Source organism: Janthinobacterium sp. P210006 (genome assembly GCF_036231885.1).
Taxonomy (GTDB): domain Bacteria; phylum Pseudomonadota; class Gammaproteobacteria; order Burkholderiales; family Burkholderiaceae_D; genus Janthinobacterium; species Janthinobacterium violaceinigrum.
On the sequence record NZ_JAZARD010000002.1, the window covers coordinates 375,805 to 394,173 of the forward strand.

Below are 18,369 nucleotides of genomic sequence, written 5' to 3' on the forward strand. Positions count from 1 at the left end.
TCGCTTCTCAAACGCGTGCGGGAGGAGAGTGGATATATTGCTGGGCATGCACCTCATGCAGGCCGATACTGGTGACGCGACGGAGCTTATCTGGCAGTGCCGGATAGCCGAGCTAACCGCAGCTAGCCACAATTGGCGTTACCGAAATGACGCTGGCGCGCAATGCCTTGAATCCGCCAGAAAGGCCGTAGCAGTGGTTTACCTCGATAATAAGAGTGGGTGCATTTTCACCTGGGTTTTCTGATAAATTGAAGTCCAGCCCCGAGATAACGTTTTGTGTGTTCAATCCGTCCAGCTCCAAGTCGCTAACATGTTCAAACAGGAAGTGAACTAAGGAGTCATTTTCCAGTCGATACAGATACTCATTAGTGGCAGGGCCAACCATATTCCAGCCGCGTATAAACAATTCCACACTGGCATAGTATTTTCCGTTCGGTAGTTGACGTGTCCGGTCAAGTAGCATCTTATGCACCTCGCCATCATGAAAACCAGGCCAACGACCGAAAGCGGCAAGTACTAGCTCATGGTTTTCGATAAATTCATAAGCTTCCATATACTTATATCGCCGTATGCATTGAATGAAGGTTTCGTGTCGACAGCGTTACGTATAGTAACAAATTACCAAGTCGAAAAGGGCACAGATGCTGACATTAAAAGCAGCATTTTGAACGTCCGGCAACCGCCAGGTTTCTAGGTGCGCTGGTGGCGCCCGATATAGCGGGCGCGGGGCCGTATCAGGGCTCCACTGGCCGCCTGTTCGGCCGCATGAGCGATCCAGCCGGCCGAGCGGGCCAGGGCAAACACGCTCATGCCCGCGCCCTCGGGCCAGCCGAACGCCAGTTCCATGGCGGCCAGCGCCAGGTCGGCGTTCGGTTTTACTTTGAGTAAGTCGCTTGCCGTGGTGCACGCGGCCAGGATGGCGCCCAGCTGCGGGTAGCCCTGCGACATCGCAGACAGGATTCCCAGCAGATACGCGGCGCGCGGGTCACCGTTTGGATACAGGGGGTGGCCAAAGCCGGCGAATTCCGGCGCGATGGCCGTGTAAAAAGTGGCGATGGCGGTCCTGGCATCGGGCGCGGCCAGCGCGGCCGTCAACATGCGCCGGGCCGCCGCGCTGCCGCCGCCGTGCTTGTCACCGGACAAGGCCGCCAAGCCCGCGCCCAGCGCGGCAGGCAGGCTGGCGCCCGTCGAAGCGACGCAGCGCACGGCAAAGGTCGACGCGTTCAACTCATGGTCGGCCAGCAGTACGAGCGTGGCGCGCAGCAATTGCGCTTGCTCCGCGTCCGCTTGCCACGCCTGGGCCAGGTGCTGGTGCAGGGGCAAGGCGGATGGTGCCGTCTGCAGCAGCGCGGCGGCCAGGATGCGCATCAGCGCGGGGCCCGACTGCAGCGGGTGGGGCATGTCCGCTGTCGTCAGCATGGCCATGGCAAGCATGGCGCGTGCCAGCTGCGGCGCGTCGGGCGCGCTGGGCAGCCCTGGCGGCAAGGCAGGCGCGTCTTGCTGAAAATATGCGCTCGCATTGTCGTCCCACAGCAGGCCGGCGGCCGTTTCCAGGGTCGCGTGCCGCGCCAGCACCGTTGCATCGCAGCCGCGGTACAGCAGCCGGCCATCGAGAATGTGGGAGATCTGCGTCTCCAGCACGGGCAAGCCCCAGTGCATGGCGGCCACGGCCGTCTGGCCGCCCCGCTTGGCGTCATTCTTGCGTGCCGCCAGGCGCAGCACGTCTTCCTGCGGATAGCGCTTGCGGCGCGACTCTCCATTGCTGACGGAAGCCAGCAGGCCCCGGCTCACATAGGAATACAGGGTGGGCAGGCTGACGCCCAGCAGGCGCGCCGCGTCGAGAGCGGACAGGTCGTTGTTCATGGCGGCCATTGTAGCGTTTGTCACTTTATATTGATTGATGGAATCAAGATTGACGGCCCGGGTGGCGCCTCACTAGACTCATGCCTTTCCAGGAGTCTCCATGAACACACACACGATACGCACCTTGCGCCCCGACGACGCCGCGCCACTGCTGGCCTTCGAGCAAGCCAACCGGGCCTGGTTCGAGCACCATATCGACCCGCGCCCGGACGCTTTTTACAGCATCGACGGCATCCACGCGCACGTCACGCAATTCCTGGACGAGCACGCACAGGGGCGCATGCACCCATGCGTCATCGTGGACGAACGCGGTGAATTGATCGGGCGCGCCAACCTCAAGGACATCGACCGGCAGCAGGGCACGGCCGAAGTCGGCTACCGCATCGGCGAACGGCAGGCGGGCAAGGGCCTGGCGACGGCCGCGCTACAGTACCTGATCGCCCTGGCGCAAGAGGAATGGCAGTTGCAAAGCCTGTGCGCCTACGCCATCGATGGCAACGGGGCTTCGATCCGCGTGCTGGAACGCTGCCGTTTCGCGCAGGGTACGGCCGTGCCCGATATTGCCATCGTGAAAGGCAACGTCGTCGATGGTCATGCGTATGCGCTGGATTTGCGGGCGGCTGGGGTAGACTCTGTCCTATGATAAATATGCAAAGTTGCCAGATATGAATCAGGAATCCTCAAAACGTATCGTCGTCATCGGCGCCGGCATCGTCGGCGCCTCACTCGCGTATCACCTGGCCAGCAAGGGCGCGCAAGTCACCGTCGTCGAGGCGGGCGGCATCGCTTCCGGCGTGACGGGCACCTCGTTTGCCTGGATTAACGCATCCTGCGCGGGGATCGACCCCATTGCGGCCCTGCGCGGCGGCGCCATCGCCGCCTGGCGCCAGCTGGAAACGCAGGTACCGGGATTGACGGTGCGCTGGGATGGCGCCTTGTCGTACGGCACGCAGGACGGGCGGATGTCCCCCTCGTGCATGGTGATAGACCGGACCCGGATCGCCCAGCTTGAACCACGCCTGAAGCAGCCGCCGGAACAAGCGCTGTACGAGCCGGAGCAGGGCGCCCTCAATGCCGTTTCCGCGACCCACGCCTTGCTGGCAGCAGCCCGGGCGCTCGGTGCGACCGTCCGCACGCACACGCCCGTGCGGGGTTTTGCCGTCCACAACGCGACGGTGACGGGCGTGGAAACGGCCGCCGGCGTCATCGAGGCGGACACGGTCGTGCTGGCAGCGGGGACGGGCACTGCCGCGCTGGCCGCGCAACTGGGCGCCAGCCTGCCCATCCACGCGTCACCCGCCATCTTCCTGCGCTACCAGGCGCTGCCCGGCCTCGTGCGCGGCATCATTTCCAGCCACGCAATGGAAGTGCGGCAAACCGACGACGGCACCATGCTGGCGGCGGAAGATTATGTGGACGACGCGCCGGAAAACCAGCCCGCCGCCATGGCGCAACGCACGGCCAGCGCGATCCGGCGTGAACTGGAAGGTGCCGATACGATCACGCCGGAATTTGCCTGTGTGGGCCTGCGCCCCATGCCCTTTGATGGCGTGCCCGTCATCGGCTATTTGCCGCAGGTGGACGGCGCGTACGTGTGCGCCATGCATCCGGGCGTCGTGCTGGCAGGTGTCGTGGGGCAGCGGGTCAGCGGGGAAATCGTCGACGGCCAGCCAGCGTCAGCCCTCGAGGCTTGCCGGCCCGCGCGTTTCCTGGCGTAATTGACGTAAAGGCCCGGCGCCGCGCCGACTCCTACGGCACAGGCGCGACAAACACGGGCAGGATGAACGGCCGCGGCTCTTGCGCATCGCCTTCCTCCGACGGGGCCTGCATGAAATCCTCGTTGCGCCAGTCCCCGTTCACCACGCGCTCGGCAATCAGCGCCAGATCCTGCGTTTCGCGCACCTCGCTGCGGAACGGCAGCCGCCCATGCGAGCGCGATACCAGGCTGAACCGCAACTGGCGGCATTGTGCATCGTGCCAGCAATAGAACAGCATCTGCTCGCCAACGAGCGCGCTGCTGCGTGCCGCGATCACCTGGCCGATGAATTCAACGATATCAGTGGCTTCTATGTGCGGTGTTTCATTGTCCGTGGGCGAAAAACTCCACATGTTCTCCATCGCCTCGCGGTTGATGTCGTCGGCATCAATGAACACCTCATCGTCTTGCGCCATTTCCAGCCATGCATGGACTGTCCTGCAATTCATCATGTCGTCATGCATCCCATGTTTTAAAAGCCGTCCATACCGAGCGCCATGCGCCATGCGGAAGTTTGGCCTGCATGGAAAGTGACAGTCCGCCGTCGCCCATACGATCGCCTGGCTTCCATTGTTTATTCTTCAGACTAAGTGCCCGTGCTCTTCCCATGTCGACAGTTTTCATGTCTTTGATGTCATAGCCGATTTCCAAAACGGGATGCAGCACTTCTTCATTAGCTGTCAAATATAAAGTATCGACATGGACCTTGGGTTTGTCAAAACGTTCGTAAAGCCTTGTTGCAGCGGATTTGAAACCCTGGCCAATGGCGATGCTGATAGTCGTTGGACCATTGCAGCCCAGAAGCGCGGCAAGCGCCCAATAATCATGATCAGCAGTGACAAGCCTGGCCAAACAGCGTTCTATCCATGCCGATTCATCAGTTCTGAATTCTTTCCAGTATGGAGAAAACGAATTTTGCAGGTAGCCAACTTCGTGCAGCGCCCCGACCAGGTTAATCTGCTTGTCCACGCAGCCAATATCGTGCAACAGATGGGCTGCGGCTGCGGCGACCGCATACTCGCCTTTGGCCATGGCCTTATCTTCGAGTTTTTTCAGTTTGGTGTTAATACTCATTCTTTTCCTGGTGCGGACGATACCGCGCTCGTTATGGTTACTGGTGACTACCGGAAGCGGGAACTGCGGTATGGCTCGCGTTCACGCAAATCACTGAATTTAAGAATATTTCGGCGGGCGCGTATTCAGGTGGGTCACTGCAGAGCAATGATATCTGGCGGCCCTGCTTTCTTTTCTTTTTTCTGTAAAAAATAAAAAAATGGCATCAATATGCCGTTTCATTTTTTCTTTGAGAGGAATCAGTCCTTCCTCTCGCACCTCGCGGTAGTAATGAAGCTCCCAGGCATTCATTGTCAGAATAAAATTATTGAATGAATTTTCAATATTAACCAATCATGTCCCTTGACTTGAAAATACGGCCAGTCTCAACAAAGACGCCACCGTTTGTCATTTCATGCAGCTGTTTTCAGTCATTCAAGTACAGCCCATTCCGGATTGTGCCATACCTCGGCATTTAACTCCGGTTCCTTGTCGCACCGGATCAGCACCCAGGAACTGGCTTCTATTTATCATAAAAGCCTCAACATTCCTGCACTGACTTGCATGCACTCACCCCCTCGGCCCATCCAATAGCAACTCTGCCAGCCTGGTCGTCAGCCACAAACTCGTCTCGCTCAGCTTCTTCCCATGTATCGATAAGCGCCGAACCGGCAGGCGCGACAAGGCCAGTGCAGGGCAGGGCACTTCCTGCAAATACCCTTTGTAGTTGTCGTAATTGGCGATGTTCAGGGGCAGGATCGCCCAGCCCAGCTCGTCCGCGACCATTTCCGCGATGCTGTAAAAACTGTCGGAAAACCAGACGGCGGGGCTGAACGCGTGTTCGCGGTTGAGCTCGGAATCCATGATCAGCTGGCGGTAGCGGGTCAGCTCGTTGCGGCTCACTTCCTGGCCGTGCGCCATGGCGTGGCCCTTGGCCACGAACACGCCTTGCGCCACGCTGCCGATGTGCTGCTGTTCCAGCACGGGAGAAATCGGGCCGCGGTCGAAGTGGAAGGCCACGTCGGCTTGCTGCTGCTCCACGTATTGCGCCACTTCCGACGCCGTGGCGTTGAGCATCACCAGTTCCAGCGCCGGGTAGCGCGCCGCCAGTTCCTTCACCAGGGTGCTGATGGCCAGGTAGGGCAGGGCTTCGTCCAGCGCCAGGGTCAGCTGCGCTTCCGGCGCCTCGCTCAAGAGCTGCGCCCGCAGCTGCAGCCGCTCGGCCTGGCGCAGCAGTTCGCATGCTTCCAGGTGCATCACCTTGCCCGCTTCCGTCAGCACGGCGCTGCGGCGCGAGCGGTCGAACAGTTCCACGCCGAATTCCGCTTCCAGCAAGCCGATCGAGGTGCTGACCACCGATTGCGCCCGGCCCAGCCGGCGCGCGGCGCCCGAGAAAGAACCGGCCGCGACGGCCGCTTCGAAGTAGCGCATTTGTTCCAAAGTCCATTGCATGGCATACACCTATCTGTTTTACAGATGGATTTTAACTTGAATGCCATTCAGGGGCGACATAAAATGCATTTACATTTTCAACAACACGAGATCCGCCATGAAAAACGCTCAAGCCAGTACCCCCGCCATCAGCTTCAGCTGGTGCCACGACGCCACCGCCGAAGATGCGCTGTGCAAGCTCTACCTCGACAACGTCAGCGCCGACTACATCTCCCATTCGGAGCTGCAGGGCGAACGCGCCGATGCGCCCGGCAACTGGCGCGCGGACTTGCCTGAGGTCATCCGCAGCGAAATCCGCGCCGCCTTGTCGCATGACTGGGAGCATGGTGATTCGACCCTGCTGGCGGTGGCTACCTCGGGCGACGCCATCGTCGGCATGGCCTTCGTTTCCATCGACACGCGCCAGCGCGCCTCGAAATCGTTTGCCGCGCTGGACGACCTGGTCTTGCTGCCATCCGTGCGCGGTAGCGGTATCGGCAGCCTGCTGGTGGAATGGGTAGCCAGCGAATTGCGCAGCCACGGCATCGCCCGCCTGTTTCTCGAATGCGGCGTGCACAACCTGACGGCGCAGGCCTTCTTCAAGGGGCGCGGCTTCAAGCAAGTGTCCGTCGTCATGCTGCGCGAACTCGACGTGCCGGAAGTAACGGCTGCCGTGGATGACAAGGATGGCGACCGTGGCTGACGCCCGCCGCCCCCGACCAGCCCAGGCCCGCAGCAGCCTGGAACGCAAATACTTGCGCAGCACTAAATTTATCCATACCGATAGTTGTTAAAAGTTACACTAAAATCCATGAGTTATTTATGCATCCAATGAAAAAATGGCTGACGCTAGCCATCGTCTCCAGCGCCCTGTTCCTGATCGTGGTCGACATGACCGTGCTCTACACCGCCTTGCCCGCGCTGACGCGCGACCTGCAAGCTTCCGCTTCCGAAAAACTGTGGATCATCAACGTCTACGCGCTGGTCGTCTCCGGCTTGCTGCCCGGCCTCGGCACCCTCGGTGACCGCCTGGGCCACAAACCCGTTTTCCTCGCCGGCCTGGCCGTGTTCGGCATCGCCTCGCTGTGCGCCGCGTTTTCGCCCGCGCCGGAATGGCTGATCTTTGCCCGCGTGCTGCTGGCCCTGGGCGCCGCGCTGATGATGCCGGCCACCTTGTCCATCATCCGCCTGACATTTACCGATAACCGCGAGCGTTCGTTCGCCATCGGCGTGTGGGCAGCCATCGCCTCGGGCGGCGCCGCATTTGGCCCCGTGCTCGGTGGTTTCCTGATGGAACATTACTGGTGGGGCTCCGTCTTCCTGATCAACGTGCCCATCGTGCTGCTGACCCTGGTGCTGGCCACCGTCGTCCTGCCGAAACGGGCCGGTAACCGCGACAAGCCGTGGGATCTGAAAGGCTCGCTGCAAATCATGATGGGCCTGCTTGGTGGCGTGTATGCGATCAAGGAACTGGGCAAGCCGCAGCCGTCGTATGCGATCGCCGCGTTTGCCTTTGCCGTGGGCGCCGTCTTCATGCTGGCCTTCGTGCGCCGCCAGAAGCGCCAGGCCAAGCCGCTGATCGACTTCGCCCTGTTCCGCGAACTGCCGTTTTCCAGCGCCGTGGCCGCCGCCATGGTGGCTTCCGCCGCCCTGATCGGCATGGAACTGGCGCTGAGCCAGCATATGCAGCTGGTGCGTGAACTGTCGCCGCTGGAAGCGGGCTTGCTGCTGTTGCCGCTGCCGCTGGCGTCCGTCTTTGCGGGACCGCTGACGGGTTTCATGCTGCCGCGCGCCGACAAGGCCATGGTCTTGTGGGGTTCCTTGCTGCTGTCCGGCATCGGCATGGCGTCTTACCTGCTGCTGCATGACGCCACCGTCCCGGCGCAAGTGGCCAGCCTGGTGATCCTGGGTCTGGGCCTGGGCGCCGTCATGACGGCCGCGTCCAGCGCCGTGATGCTGAACGTGGCGCCGCAACAAGCGGGCATGGCCGCCTCGATCGAGGAAGTGTCGTATGAACTGGGCGCCGTGATCGGCGTGACCGTGCTGGGCACCATCTTGTCGGCCGTCTACAGCGCTACCCTGGTGATCCCGGAAAGCGCGGGCCTGTTGCCGAATGCCCATGACACGCTCGACGCGGCGCTGCTGGCCGCAGAACAGTTGCCGGCCGAACTGGGCCTGCAAGTGTCGGAACTGGCCCGCTCGGCCTTCGACAAGGCGTTCATTGTCGTGCTGGCCACGGCGTCCGCCATCCTGATGGCCGCCGCCGCCACCATCCGCCACCTGCATCTGCGGGCACGCCGCGCCGCCTGATGCATGGGCCACGCGCCCGGCAATACCGCACTGAAGACTGGCCCGCCGCGCAAACGGCGGGCCAGTCGCGTTTTCAGCCCGGAAATCAATCTCCCGAAGCAACTTTCTCGGTCGCCAGCGGCAGTACCTGCCGGATCGCGGCCACGACGACGTCCGGCGACGTCAGCGCCATCTGGTGGCTGGAGTCCGCCACCATGTTGACGGCCTGCGGATACAGCGCCTTGACGGCGTCGCGGCTTGCCTGGTCCATCCTGAACGCACCAAAATCTACGGCGATCGCCGTGCTGGAGACGGGCCGGTTCTCCAGGCGCACCATGGGTTTGCCGGCGTCCGGCAGGTTCAGCACCATCTCGCCCGTCCCGTCGATGTGCTCGATTTCGCGCCAGACCGTGCGGGAAAAGGCCAGCTGGCCCGCGATGCGCGTGAGCCACGGAAACTCCTGTACCGGCCTGACCATGCGCGGATACAGGGCGTCGACCAGCACCAGCGCCTTGACTTCTTGCGGATAGGCGCGCGCGTACAGCTGCAGGTACAGGCCGCCCAGCGAATGGCCGACCAGCACGTAGGGCGGCGCCAGGCCCTTGAAGCGCAGCGCGGCACGCAACTCCTCGACGATGGTGCGCCCGTCGCGCGGCGTGGTGGCCGCCTCGCTGTTGCCATAGCCAGGCCTGTTGTAGGCAAACACGCTTGCCTGCTGCGCCAGCCGCTCCGGCACCGTGCCCCATTTATCGATCGTGGCGCGCGAGCCGTTCTCGAACACCACCACGTCGCGCGAGGTGGCGTGGCGCAGGGTCAGCGACTCCAGCTGGCGCCCGCCGACGCTGTCGATGGCGGGGGCGGGCAGGGCGGTGGCGGCGGCGCAGAGGGAAAGCAGGAACTGGATGAGCATGGACGTCTCCGGCAAGGAAAACGCCAGCATGGCCGATGGCCAGGTTCGCCGCACTGGCCGCACGACGAATCGACAGCCGGCGCGACGGCTGGCGAGCCAGCCGCTACATGGCCTTGAACAGGTGCACGAAGGCGCGGCTCACGGGCAGCTCGCCCGCGTGGCCGCGCATGCGCAGGAACAATCGGCTCGCTTCGTCGCGGCGCGTGCCGTCCAGCCAGGCCAGGTTGATCAGGGTGGACCGGTGCACCTGCCAGAATTGTTCCGGATCAAGCTGGGCGGCCAGGTCGATGATGGGCGTGCGGATCAGGAATTCGCCGTCCACGCTGGCCACCACCGTGTACTTGTCGTCGGCATGAAAAAAGCGCACCAGGGCCACGTCGAGGTGGTGCGCGCGCTCGCCCTGGGACGCAAGGATGTAGCGCAGCCTGGGACGGGCAGGGACGGGCGCGGGCGCCAACTGCAGCATGGCCTGCGCCATGGCCGCGCTGGCGGGCGGCTGGGGCGGCGCGGAGCGCAAACGCGCCACGGTGCGGGCCAGCCGTTCGGCGGTGACGGGCTTGAGCACGTAATCGAGGGCCGCATGCTCGAATGCCTGCAGGGCGAATGCATCGTAGGCCGTGACGAAGACCACGCGCGTCGCCCCCTCGATGCCTTGCGCTACCTCCAGTCCCGTCAAGCCCGGCATCTGGATGTCGAGGAAGGCGATATCGGGTTCCAGTTCGGCGATCCGGGCGGCGGCATCGATGCCGTTGCGCGCCAGGTGGATGACTTGCAAGTCCGGCCACAGGGCCAGCAGCTGGTCGCGCAGATACAGCGCCAGATGCGGCTCGTCGTCCGCGATCAGGGCGCGCATCATGCCGCCGCCTGCATGACGGGGGCGCCGGCGCCGCGCTGGAAAGGCAGCTCCAGCACGGCTTCGGTACCAGGCCCGCCTTCGCGCTCACGCAGGCTCAGGCTGGCGTTGGCGCCGAACTGGGCTTGCAGGCGCGAGCGCAGATTGGCCAGCGCCATGCCGCTGCCCGGGCGCGTCGGCTTGCCGGGCGCCGCCAGGCCTGCGCCGTCGTCCAGCACGCGCACTTCCAGGCGGCCCGCGCGCACCACGGCCTGCACGACGATGCTGCCACCGTCCAGCGTGGGCGCCAGTCCGTGCTCGATGGCGTTTTCCACCAGCGGCTGCAGCATCAGCGCGGGCATGCGGGCCAGGCGCGCTTCCGCGCTGGCGTCGATGCGGAAGCGCAGGCGCTCCTCCATGCGAATCTGCAGCAAAGAAAGATACTGGTGCGCCATGTCCAGTTCCGCGTCCACGGTGCTGTCGCCCTGGCGCAGCTGCGCCAGGCTGGCGCGCAGGTAGCCGGAAAACGTTTCCAGCATGCGCTTGGCGCGGGGCGGGTCGTAGTCCATCAGGCTCTGGATATTGGCCAGGGTGTTGAACAGCAGGTGCGGCTCGATCTGGCCCTGCAGCAGGCGCAGGCGCGCATCCGTCACCTCGGTTTGCAGCTGCTGCTGGCGCAGGCGCGAACGCCACCAGGCCCAGTTGGCGGCCATGATGAACAGGATGAAGACGGCAAACTTGGTCAGCGCAGCAGGCAGGGAGACGAACATGCCCCACAGTTTGAAGCCAACGAGGATGGGGACGATGGTAAAGCCGATGCTCATGCCCAGGATGATGGCAGCGAGGGCCAGCGCGCCCAGCGCCATGCCCGCGCGCAGGTCCCGCACGTCCGACATGCGCTCGACGAGCGCCGCCGGCAGCCAGCGCCCGGCCAGGCGCAGCACGCCGAACAGGGTATGCACGATGCACAGGCAGATGCCGATGTTCGGCAGCAGCGAGGCCCACCACCAGCGCGGCCGGTCGACTTGCCCGAAGATGGCGACGATGGCCATGAGGCCCAGTGCCAGGGCGACGCCGATCAGCGAAATGAGCAGCAGGCGAGTCAATAGGGGGACGGCATTTCGGGGGCGCAGCTCCCATAGCGAGCGCCAGCCCTGCAGCAAGCTTGTTTTTTGCATCATGGGCATAGTGTAGCTGCCCCTTGCCTGATTGACCAGAACATGGCTTGCCGTTCGTCGGCCCTGCTGTCGATTCGTCGCATGGGCAGGGCAAGGGACTGGCCCGGCTGGCAATCTGTGCTTCCCCCCCCCACCCATGACCAGGAAGCCCATGAACCACCTGAAACACGGCCTGCTTTGCCTCGCCAGCGCGCTCCTTGGCAGCGTCCAGGCCGCACCGGCGATACCGCAGCCGCCCATTCTCCCGCCCATGGCCAGCATTCCCGCCGGCGTGTTCATCATGGGCAGCACGGAACCGCCCATCGGCGACGGCAGCCACAATCCGGCCGAGGGACCGCCCCGCGCCGTGCGCGTGGCAGCCTTCCGCCTGGCGAAATACGAGACGACGGTGGCGCAGTTCCGGCAATTCGTGGCCGCCACCGGCTACCGGACGGCCGGCGAATGCTGGGAATTCGACCGCAACGACGGCATTGCGCTCAAGGAAACGGGCTGGAATGCGCCCGCGCATGCGCCGACGGACTACCACCCCGTCATGTGTGTCAGCTGGAACGATGCCCATGCCTACGTGCAATGGCTGTCGCAGCAGACGAGCCGGGCCTTCCGCCTGCCCAGCGAGGCGGAATGGGAATACGCGGCGCGCGCGGGCACGACCACGAAATACCCGTCCGGCGATGCGCCAGATCAATTATGTGCCTACGCCAACATGAAGGACCTGCGCTTCAAGAGTGCCGCCCGGCGCGACTTCGGCCTCGACATGCTCGTCACCGATTGCGACGACGGCGCCGAGTACACGGCCGTCGTGGGCATGTATGCGCCCAACGGCCATGGTTTACATGACATGATGGGCAATGTGGCCGAGTGGGTGGCCGATTGCCAGCACCCCGATTACCGGGGCGCACCCGCCGATGGCACGACCTGGAGCCAGGGCTGCGAGGCGGAGGGCGATTACTTCATCACGCGGGGCGGCAGTTATTCTGCCTCGCGCCAGGTGCTGCGCAGCGCCGCGCGCGGGCATGGCGGACGCGGCAACGCCAGCAGCCTGGGCGAAGGCTTCCGCATCGCCGAGGACGTGGGCAGCTGCACAGCCAGCACCTGTGCCGACGGCGACGACGCCTTCGTCGCGTCGCTGGCAGCGGCGCAGCAAGCGGCGCGCCGCCCAAGGAACTGACGGGCGCCCCGCGCTGCGCGTGCAGGCAGGCCTAGTCCGTGACGATGATCTTCCCACTCATCTCCTCATGGCCACTGCCGCAAAAATTGTCGCACAGGAAGGCGTATTCGCCAGCCTTGTCCGGTGTCAGCCGCACTTGCGTGACCTGGCCCGGCGTCAGGTCGGCGCGGATTTTCATGTCCGGGATGAAAAAACCATGGATGAAATCGATGGCCGTGAATGCCAGCACGACCGGCTCGCCTTTCTTCAAACTGATCTCGTTCGGCGTGTAGATGAATTTCTTCGCCTCGATGGCGATGACCTTTTCCTTTGCGATAATTTTCTTCAGGCCCTGGGCGTCGATGGCGGCCACCGTCAGCAGCGCGCCGATCCCGCAGGCCAGCCTTGCACATAGCTGTCTTCTTGCACGGTCCATGGTTCAGCTCCTTGTCACGGGAAATTCCGTGAGCTTGTAGTCCTTGTTCGCTTCCGCCTCCACCTCGCGCAAGCCCAGGCCCTTGTTCGGCGCGGCCGGGTCCCACGGCAAGGGCGTGCGCTTTTCCTGCGATCCCGGTGCCGGCAAGGGAAAGATCAGCGACTTGGCGGCGTGGTGCGCGATCTGGCCCGTCATGTGGTGGTGTTCCTGGTGGATATGGCCATAGAACACCGTCACATTGCTGTAGGGCGCCAGCAGCGCAAGCGCCTTGTCGCCGTCGCGCGTGGCCCAGTCCCATTTGGGCACGAGGTCGAACAGGGGCCGGTGGGTGAAGACGACGATGCGGGCATCGTTTGCCTGCTGGTCGAGGTCGTTTTTGAGCCATGCCAGCTGGGTGTCGCCGATGCGCGCGCCGGGGTCGGACACGTTATCGAGGGCAATGAAATGTACGCCCTTGTGCTCGAACGCATAGTTGGACGGGCCGAAGTTTTCCTTGTAGGCGGCGCCGTTGTCGAGCGAAGCGTCGTGCTCGCCGGGGATGAAGCGCACGTTTTTCACTATTAAACCCGCCGCAATGTCCTTGAACTGGGCCATGCGCTGGCGGCGTTCCTTCGGGTCGTCCGTCGTATGCGTGAGGTCGCCCGTAAAGATGATGAAATCGGGCTGTACCTCGAGCGCATTCACTGTGGCGACGGCCTTCCTGAAAGTGTTGAGGGCATCGGGATTGGCGGCACCGCTGAATCCCCAGTGCACGTCGGACAACTGGACGAAATAGAAATCCTCGTAGGCGGCGGCCTTGCTGCCGGCCGCTGCCGCCGGCGCATGCCCGTACAGTCCGGACATGAACACGGCGCCGCCGCCGATGGCGGTCAGTTTCATGAAACTTCTGCGGTCCATCATGATCTTTCTCCTTATTTCTTGAATGCCTGGCTTGGCCAGCAGGCGTTGGCGGCACGGCAGCTATTTGGTGGCGGCGGCCGGCGGCGGGCCAGCCCGTCCGGCTTCCTTCTGCAAGTACGCGATCAGGTCGGCGCGGTCCTGCGCGGACGGCACCATGTAGCCCATTTTCTGGCCGGGAATCAGTTTTTCCGGATTCGACAGCCACTGGTCCAGCGTTTTTCCGTTCCACACGATGGCGGACGATTTCACGGCGGGCGAGTAGTTGTAGTCGGCAGCGGTGCCGGCTTTCCTGCCGAACACGCCCTTGTGCGCAGGTCCCACGCCGTTGTAGTCGATCGAGTGGCAGGACATGCACATGCTCTTGTAGAGCACCTGGCCGCGCATGGCATCGCCGCCGGCCGTGGCGGCGCCGCTGGAAACCATCAGCATGGCCGCGGCCAGGCCAGGGATGAAGTACGGGTATGGCATGTCGAGCTCCTTTCGCTGGGCAGTTGCGTGGCGCCGGCCCGCTGCAATCGGGGCCTGCACATGCTATAACTGCGAAGGCGCAGCAAATATTCCCGCCTGTGCCGGTTTTTTTTTACGCAAAAAAGCCGTCATTTCGGGAATAAACGGCAGGCAAACCGAGTCTCAGGAGTTGAGACGCCAGACAGGCGGATGGGTGTTGATTTGAATGACATCGATAAAACCAGGTTCTTTGAAAAAATGGCCTTGCCTCATCTGGACTCTGCCTACAAGCTGGCACGATGGCTCACGCGCAATGATCAGGATGCCCAGGATCTGGTACAGACAGCCTTCCTGCGCGCCTACCGCTTCATGGATGGCTACCATGGCGATGGCGCACGCGCCTGGCTGCTGACGATCGTGCGCAACACTTATTACACGTCCCTGCGCGATGGTCGCGCGGAACACGATGACATCGGCTTTGACGAGGAAGTCCATGGATACGATGAGGAAGGATGCGGCAATCCTGAAGAGATCCTGGCGCGGTCCGACGCGAAGGACGCGATCGACCATGCCCTGCAGGCATTGCCGCGGCCTTTCAGGGAAGTGCTGGTCCTGAAGGAGATCGACGATCTGTCCTATAAAGAGATTGCGGACATCGTCGGCATCCCGATCGGCACGGTGATGTCGCGCCTGGCGCGCGGACGCAAGCTGCTGCTGGCGTGCCTGAAACAAGCTACCGGTGAGAACTGAAATGGAGTGCACGGAATCCCACAGCAAGCTGTCAGCCTATGCCGATGGCGAACTCGATGCCCCGGCCATGGCGCAACTGGCGCAGCATCTGGCCCTGTGCCCGGAGTGCGCCAGGGCCAGCGAACAGCTGTTTGCCCTGCGCGCGGCGGTGAAACAGCACGCCGTCGGCCAGGCCGCACCCGCTTTCCTGCAGCAGCGCCTGCGCCAGGCGCTGCAGGACGAAATGAAGGAGACAAAGCAGGCAAAGAAAACTGCGCGCGCCCGCAAATGGGGAAAATTACCGTGGGCATGGATCAATTTTGGCGTGGCCAGCGCCAGCACGGCGGCCCTGGCCGTCACTTTGGCGCTGTACCTGTCCGTGCCATCGGATGCAGAACGGCTCGACCAGGAGATCGTTGCCAGTCATTTCCGTTCGCTGATGCCCAGTCACCTGGCCGACGTGGCGTCATCGGACCAGCACACGGTCAAGCCATGGTTCAGCGGCAAGCTCGATTTTTCTCCGCCCGTGGTTGACCTGGCGCAAGAAGGTTTTCCCTTGATCGGCGGGCGCCTCGACTACATCAAGCAGCGTCCCGTCGCCGCTCTCGCGTATCGCCGGCATCAGCATGTGCTGAACCTGTATGTCTGGCCCGACGGGGCACAGCGCGATGCGCCGCCACGCCTGACTGTCAGGCAAGGCTATCATTTGCTGCGCTGGAGCCGGTCCGGCATGCATTATCAGCTCATCTCGGACCTGAATGTGGCGGAACTGACGGATTTCCAGCGCCAGCTCACGGTGCAGATCGACAAGGAAAGTTTGCCGTGAATGCGCCGCGCCGCGCGCTTTATTTCAGCAGCGGCGCCACCTGGTCGCGCAAGACCGTCCATTGTGCGTCGAGCACGGCCTGGTTGGGGTCGTGTCCGGCCCGTTTCACCACGGTAAAACCTTTGCCCGGCGCCGTGATGCTGTCGAAGTAGCTGCGCGCGATGGCGGGCGAGGTCAGCAGGTCCGCTTCGCCCATGAGGAAAAACACGGGCAATGTAAAGCGCGTGCCCAGCGCGGGCAGGTCGACCTGGGCGAACATGCCGTCGCCCTGCATGCCGATGAACTGGAGGTACGAATAGTCGTCGGCCGCCTCGGCGTCGGCCAGCGCCTGCGGCGTGGCGTAGAACGGTGCCGGCTGCCACCAGTGCCTGGGCGGCGCATCCGTTGCCAATCCTTCATATTTGCGGTCGAAGCGGCGCAGGATGCCGAAGTTGCGCGGATCGCGCCAGGGCGGCGCGCCGAGCGCCGTCAGCTTGTCCACCGTGGCGGTATCGCCGGCCGCTTGCGCCAGCGCAAGCACTTCCCGGTACATGCCGGCCTCGTTGGCCCGCGCATTGACCACCTGCGCCGTGCCGATATACGCGTGAAACAGTTCCGGCTGTGCCTTGGCCATGTGCACACCCAGGATGGAGCCCCAGGAACTGCCCATCAGGATGACCTTCTGCTGGCCCAGATGCTGGCCGATATAGCGGGCCACGGCGATGCCGTCGTCGCGCATCTGCTCCACGGTCAATGGCACATCGTCCGCCGGCCGCTGCTTCGCATACGTCATGCCCGCACCGCGCTGGTCCCACTGCACCAGCGTGTAGTGGCGTTCCCAGCCGGCATAGATGGCATCCGCGTAGGGACTGAGCGCATTGCCGGGGCCGCCGTGGATGAACAGGATCACGGGATTGCCGCAGGCGGCGCCCGTGACCGTGATCCATTGCTCGATGCCATTGATGGGCACATAGCCTTGCTCGCGGACGGTTTGTGCGGGCGAGGCGCAGATGGACTGCGTGGCGGGCGCCGCCGCATGGGCCGCACCGAAACACGATAACAGCAGCAATGCCGGGCCTGTAATGCGCATATGGTCCTTTTCAGATAGAAGGAGAGAACTGCAGCGTGCAATCCTGCGCCCGCTTGCCGGCAATAAAGCGGGTGCTGGCCTGTTCAAAACAGGCGGGCGCCGTCCACAGGATGAAATGCGGGGCGTTGTGCACGGTGGCCAGCGCCACCTTGCCAGCCTTGTTCTGCGTCAAAGCCTGCACTTGTGCCTGCGCGCCTGCATACGGCGTCTTCGGGTCCAGCGTGCCTTGCAATACCAGGGCAGGCGGCACTTTCGCGGGCAAGGCGCCAAAGTATCCATCGCGCGCGTAGGTGGGCAAGCCGCCGCCCAGCAGGATGCGGGGCAGGGGACTGGTAAACAGCAAACTGGCCTCGTCGCGGTCGATATCGGTCGCCGTCCAGCCGGGGCGCAGCGAGGGCTGCAGATTGTTTTCCGAATTGCTGATGATATTGACCAATGGAATCGACAGCGGGGACTGGGGATAGCTGCCCAGGCTGGCCGCCGCCTGGCTCAGGGTGGCGCGCACGGCCGTCAACTCGTCATCCTTGCCCTGGTCCAGCTCGTGCAGCAGGTAGGGGATGCGGTCGCGCGCGGCCGGCACGTCGAGCATGCCCCCCATAAAGTGTTTCAGGTTCTTGCCGGGGATTTTCGCCAGCAAGGCAGGGTCCGCTTGCACCTTGTCCAGCACGCGCCGGTACACGCTGGCGGCCGGCTCGCCCAGTGCCGCGTGGCAAGCCGCATCTGCATCGCAGCGGGCCAGCACCTGCAGGCCGACCGCGTTCACCACGTGCGAGCGCTGGCTCAAGTCCCAGCGCGCATCCGTCTGCGGCGGCACCAGCGAATCGAAAATGACGCCCTTGACGGGCAGCGGCCCCAGCTGCAAGGTGCGCAAGACCAGCTGCGTGCCATACGACACACTGTATACATACACAGGTGGTTTGTTCTTGCCCTGTTCGCCGTCTATCAAGGCTTTCAAGTCGCGCGCGGCCGTGGTGATGGAAAACTGCGTCACGTACTCTGGCATCAGGTTGATGCCGGCAAAGCAGCTGCCCCATTCGGCACCGGCCAGGGCGCGGCCGCCGGGGCTTTGTTCGGACTCTTCCACCTTGCACAGGCGCGACGAGTGGCCCGTGCCGCGGTGGTCGGGGATCAGTAATTCAAAACCGGGAAAGCTGCGGCGCAGGGTGGGCAGCAGGCTGTAGAACGAGGCCCCCGATTCGCCGGGGCCGCCCGCCACCAGCCACAAGCTGCCCTTGGCGGCTTTGCCGGCAGGCACGTCGGCGGCAATCTTGCGCACGAAGACGTGCATGGCATCGCTGTCGCCCACGGCGCGGCCCTGGGCATCGTAGCTGCCCGGCACGTTCAAGCCCGAGCACAGGCTGCCGGGAACGGCCGTATCGGAGCAGGGGGTAAACAACAGGGGTTCGGCATGCAGGCCGGCACTGGCAAGAAGGGCGGCAAGCGAGGCGGCCAGCAGGGTCAAGCGGGGCAGAAAGGTCATCGGCTACTTTGGCGGCGGTGGGG

22 protein-coding genes are annotated in these 18,369 nt (G+C 63.5%); 7 read left to right on the plus strand and 15 right to left on the minus strand.

The window, feature by feature from the left end:
• Positions 1-112: 112 nt before the first annotated feature.
• Complete coding sequence (locus VPH41_RS10100; protein ID WP_328569886.1) at positions 113-553, minus strand: Imm50 family immunity protein; 441 nt, start codon at positions 551-553, stop codon at positions 113-115.
• A gap of 137 nt (positions 554-690) precedes the next feature.
• The gene (locus VPH41_RS10105; protein WP_328569887.1) at positions 691-1,887 is read right to left on the minus strand and encodes a citrate synthase family protein; all 1,197 of its coding nucleotides are present in this window, start codon (positions 1,885-1,887) and stop codon (positions 691-693) included.
• Between the two features lie 76 nt (positions 1,888-1,963).
• On the opposite strand from VPH41_RS10105, the gene VPH41_RS10110 reads away from it, so the two are divergent.
• Positions 1,964-2,506, plus strand: a complete 543-nt coding sequence (locus VPH41_RS10110) for a GNAT family N-acetyltransferase (RefSeq protein ID WP_328569888.1) — start codon at positions 1,964-1,966, stop codon at positions 2,504-2,506.
• A 22-nt stretch (positions 2,507-2,528) separates the two neighbouring features.
• On the plus strand, positions 2,529-3,581 hold the full coding sequence (locus tag VPH41_RS10115; protein ID WP_328569889.1) for an NAD(P)/FAD-dependent oxidoreductase: 1,053 nt from the start codon (positions 2,529-2,531) through the stop codon (positions 3,579-3,581).
• A gap of 31 nt (positions 3,582-3,612) precedes the next feature.
• Here VPH41_RS10115 and VPH41_RS10120 read toward each other — a convergent pair whose 3' ends face one another.
• The 5 genes from VPH41_RS10120 to VPH41_RS10130 form a co-directional block, all read right to left on the minus strand.
• The gene (locus tag VPH41_RS10120; protein WP_328569890.1) at positions 3,613-4,035 is read right to left on the minus strand and encodes a hypothetical protein; all 423 of its coding nucleotides are present in this window, start codon (positions 4,033-4,035) and stop codon (positions 3,613-3,615) included.
• 40 nt (positions 4,036-4,075) lie between these two features.
• Positions 4,076-4,693, minus strand: a complete 618-nt coding sequence (locus VPH41_RS10125) for a hypothetical protein (RefSeq protein WP_328569891.1) — start codon at positions 4,691-4,693, stop codon at positions 4,076-4,078.
• 37 nt (positions 4,694-4,730) lie between these two features.
• Positions 4,731-4,841, minus strand: coding sequence for a hypothetical protein (locus VPH41_RS28455; RefSeq protein WP_442906249.1), 111 nt, complete (start codon positions 4,839-4,841; stop codon positions 4,731-4,733).
• Positions 4,793-5,026 carry an NTF2 fold immunity protein gene (locus tag VPH41_RS28460; RefSeq protein ID WP_442906250.1) on the minus strand — a complete coding sequence of 78 codons (234 nt, stop codon included), beginning with the start codon at positions 5,024-5,026 and terminating at the stop codon, positions 4,793-4,795. Before VPH41_RS28460 ends, VPH41_RS28455 begins: the two co-directional genes overlap by 49 nt.
• 216 nt (positions 5,027-5,242) lie before the next feature.
• Positions 5,243-6,124, minus strand: a complete 882-nt coding sequence (locus VPH41_RS10130) for a LysR family transcriptional regulator (protein ID WP_251348762.1) — start codon at positions 6,122-6,124, stop codon at positions 5,243-5,245.
• Positions 6,125-6,221: 97 nt separating this feature from the next.
• Between VPH41_RS10130 and VPH41_RS10135 the strand changes: the two genes are divergently transcribed.
• Together VPH41_RS10135 and VPH41_RS10140 are read left to right on the plus strand one after the other, a co-directional pair.
• Complete coding sequence (locus VPH41_RS10135; protein ID WP_328569892.1) at positions 6,222-6,806, plus strand: GNAT family N-acetyltransferase; 585 nt, start codon at positions 6,222-6,224, stop codon at positions 6,804-6,806.
• Positions 6,807-6,934: 128 nt separating this feature from the next.
• Positions 6,935-8,413: an MFS transporter gene (locus VPH41_RS10140; RefSeq protein ID WP_328570509.1), complete on the plus strand. Its 1,479-nt coding sequence runs from the start codon at positions 6,935-6,937 to the stop codon at positions 8,411-8,413.
• Positions 8,414-8,498: 85 nt separating this feature from the next.
• Here VPH41_RS10140 and VPH41_RS10145 read toward each other — a convergent pair whose 3' ends face one another.
• From VPH41_RS10145 to VPH41_RS10155, 3 genes are all read right to left on the minus strand, one after another.
• A complete protein-coding gene (locus VPH41_RS10145) occupies positions 8,499-9,302 on the minus strand; it encodes an alpha/beta fold hydrolase (RefSeq protein WP_328569893.1) in 804 nt (267 codons plus the stop codon).
• A 103-nt stretch (positions 9,303-9,405) separates the two neighbouring features.
• Complete coding sequence (locus VPH41_RS10150; RefSeq protein WP_328569894.1) at positions 9,406-10,158, minus strand: LytR/AlgR family response regulator transcription factor; 753 nt, start codon at positions 10,156-10,158, stop codon at positions 9,406-9,408.
• Positions 10,155-11,315 carry a sensor histidine kinase gene (locus VPH41_RS10155; RefSeq protein WP_328569895.1) on the minus strand — a complete coding sequence of 387 codons (1,161 nt, stop codon included), beginning with the start codon at positions 11,313-11,315 and terminating at the stop codon, positions 10,155-10,157. The genes VPH41_RS10150 and VPH41_RS10155 overlap by 4 nt, the downstream gene beginning before the upstream one ends.
• A 148-nt stretch (positions 11,316-11,463) precedes the next feature.
• Between VPH41_RS10155 and VPH41_RS10160 the strand changes: the two genes are divergently transcribed.
• Complete coding sequence (locus tag VPH41_RS10160) at positions 11,464-12,480, plus strand: formylglycine-generating enzyme family protein (RefSeq protein WP_328569896.1); 1,017 nt, start codon at positions 11,464-11,466, stop codon at positions 12,478-12,480.
• A 31-nt stretch (positions 12,481-12,511) separates the two neighbouring features.
• Here the strand turns inward: VPH41_RS10160 and VPH41_RS10165 are convergent, their stop codons facing one another.
• From VPH41_RS10165 to VPH41_RS10175, 3 genes are all read right to left on the minus strand, one after another.
• On the minus strand, positions 12,512-12,895 hold the full coding sequence (locus VPH41_RS10165; RefSeq protein WP_328569897.1) for a cupredoxin domain-containing protein: 384 nt from the start codon (positions 12,893-12,895) through the stop codon (positions 12,512-12,514).
• Positions 12,896-12,898: 3 nt separating this feature from the next.
• Positions 12,899-13,792 carry a metallophosphoesterase family protein gene (locus VPH41_RS10170; RefSeq protein WP_328570510.1) on the minus strand — a complete coding sequence of 298 codons (894 nt, stop codon included), beginning with the start codon at positions 13,790-13,792 and terminating at the stop codon, positions 12,899-12,901.
• A 63-nt stretch (positions 13,793-13,855) separates the two neighbouring features.
• A complete protein-coding gene (locus VPH41_RS10175) occupies positions 13,856-14,263 on the minus strand; it encodes a c-type cytochrome (RefSeq protein WP_328569898.1) in 408 nt (135 codons plus the stop codon).
• 201 nt (positions 14,264-14,464) lie between these two features.
• Here VPH41_RS10175 and VPH41_RS10180 point away from each other — a divergent pair, with 201 nt between their 5' ends.
• Entirely contained in the window at positions 14,465-14,992 is a 528-nt protein-coding gene (locus VPH41_RS10180) for a sigma-70 family RNA polymerase sigma factor (protein ID WP_328569899.1), read from the plus strand.
• Positions 14,982-15,797 carry an anti-sigma factor family protein gene (locus tag VPH41_RS10185; protein WP_328569900.1) on the plus strand — a complete coding sequence of 272 codons (816 nt, stop codon included), beginning with the start codon at positions 14,982-14,984 and terminating at the stop codon, positions 15,795-15,797. The genes VPH41_RS10180 and VPH41_RS10185 overlap by 11 nt, the downstream gene beginning before the upstream one ends.
• Positions 15,798-15,816: 19 nt before the next feature.
• On the opposite strand, the gene VPH41_RS10190 is transcribed toward VPH41_RS10185, so the two are convergent.
• Together VPH41_RS10190 and VPH41_RS10195 are read right to left on the minus strand one after the other, a co-directional pair.
• Positions 15,817-16,866, minus strand: a complete 1,050-nt coding sequence (locus tag VPH41_RS10190; RefSeq protein ID WP_328569901.1) for an alpha/beta fold hydrolase — start codon at positions 16,864-16,866, stop codon at positions 15,817-15,819.
• Between the two features lie 10 nt (positions 16,867-16,876).
• On the minus strand, positions 16,877-18,346 hold the full coding sequence (locus VPH41_RS10195; protein ID WP_328569902.1) for an alpha/beta fold hydrolase: 1,470 nt from the start codon (positions 18,344-18,346) through the stop codon (positions 16,877-16,879).
• Positions 18,347-18,369: the final 23 nt, after the last annotated feature.